The organism is Teichococcus deserti, from assembly GCF_001982615.1.
In the GTDB taxonomy this organism is placed as follows: Bacteria; Pseudomonadota; Alphaproteobacteria; order Acetobacterales; family Acetobacteraceae; genus Pseudoroseomonas; species Pseudoroseomonas deserti.
Genome location: NZ_MLCO01000587.1, coordinates 1 through 775 on the forward strand (window position 1 = coordinate 1; position 775 = coordinate 775).

Annotated in this window: 1 protein-coding gene; it reads left to right on the top strand. The window is 76.4% G+C overall.

The features are described 5' to 3' along the window. Positions 1–634: M16 family metallopeptidase (locus BKE38_RS30220; RefSeq protein ID WP_131829828.1), on the top strand; the 634-nt coding region annotated here is incomplete at its 5' end. Between the last annotated feature and the right edge of the window lie 141 nt (positions 635–775).

Consider the following 775-nt stretch of genomic DNA (forward strand, 5'->3'; position numbering starts at 1 on the left):
CGCCCCCTATGACAAGGCGATCCGGGCCCGGGCGCCGGCGCCCGCGCAGCCGCAGGACGACCGGCTGGTGGTGCGCGATCCCACGGTGCGCGAGGCCGTCTTCCTGCGCGGCTGGGTCGCCCCCTTCCTGCCCGGCGGCGGCGAGCAGGCGCGCCATGCCTATCCGCTGGAGGTGCTGGCGCATCTGCTGGGCAGCGGCCAGGGCTCGCGGCTGCACCGCGCGCTGGTCACCACCGGCCTCGCCGTCTCGGCCGGCTGCTCCTATGACGGCGACTCGGTCGGCTGCGGCAGCTTCGAGATCTTCGTCACCCCGCGCCGCGAGACCCCCACCGCCGCCATCGAGGCCGCCATCACCGCCGAGATCCAGACGCTGCTGGCCGATGGCGTGACCGAGGCCGAGGCCGCCCGCGCCATCCGCCAGCTGACCGCCGGCACGCTGCTGGCGCTCGACAGCCTGGGCTCGGCGCCGCGCATCCTGGGCAGCGCGCTCGCCGTCGGCCTGCCGCTGGACGCGGTCGAGCATTGGCCGGCCCGCATCCGCGCCGTCACCCGGCCGCAGCTCGAGGCCGCGGCCCGCCTGGTCTTCAGCAAGCCCGCCATGTCAGGCTGGCTGCTGCCGGAGGGCGCGGCATGAGCGGGTCGAACGCGCCGGCCCCCGCCGGCTTCTCCATGCCGATCCAGGTCGTCGAAGGCGGCGGCTTCACCGCCTGGCTGGCCGAGGATCACTCGGTCCCGGTGGTCAGCCTGGCCTGGTCCTGGCCGGGCGGCGCCGCGC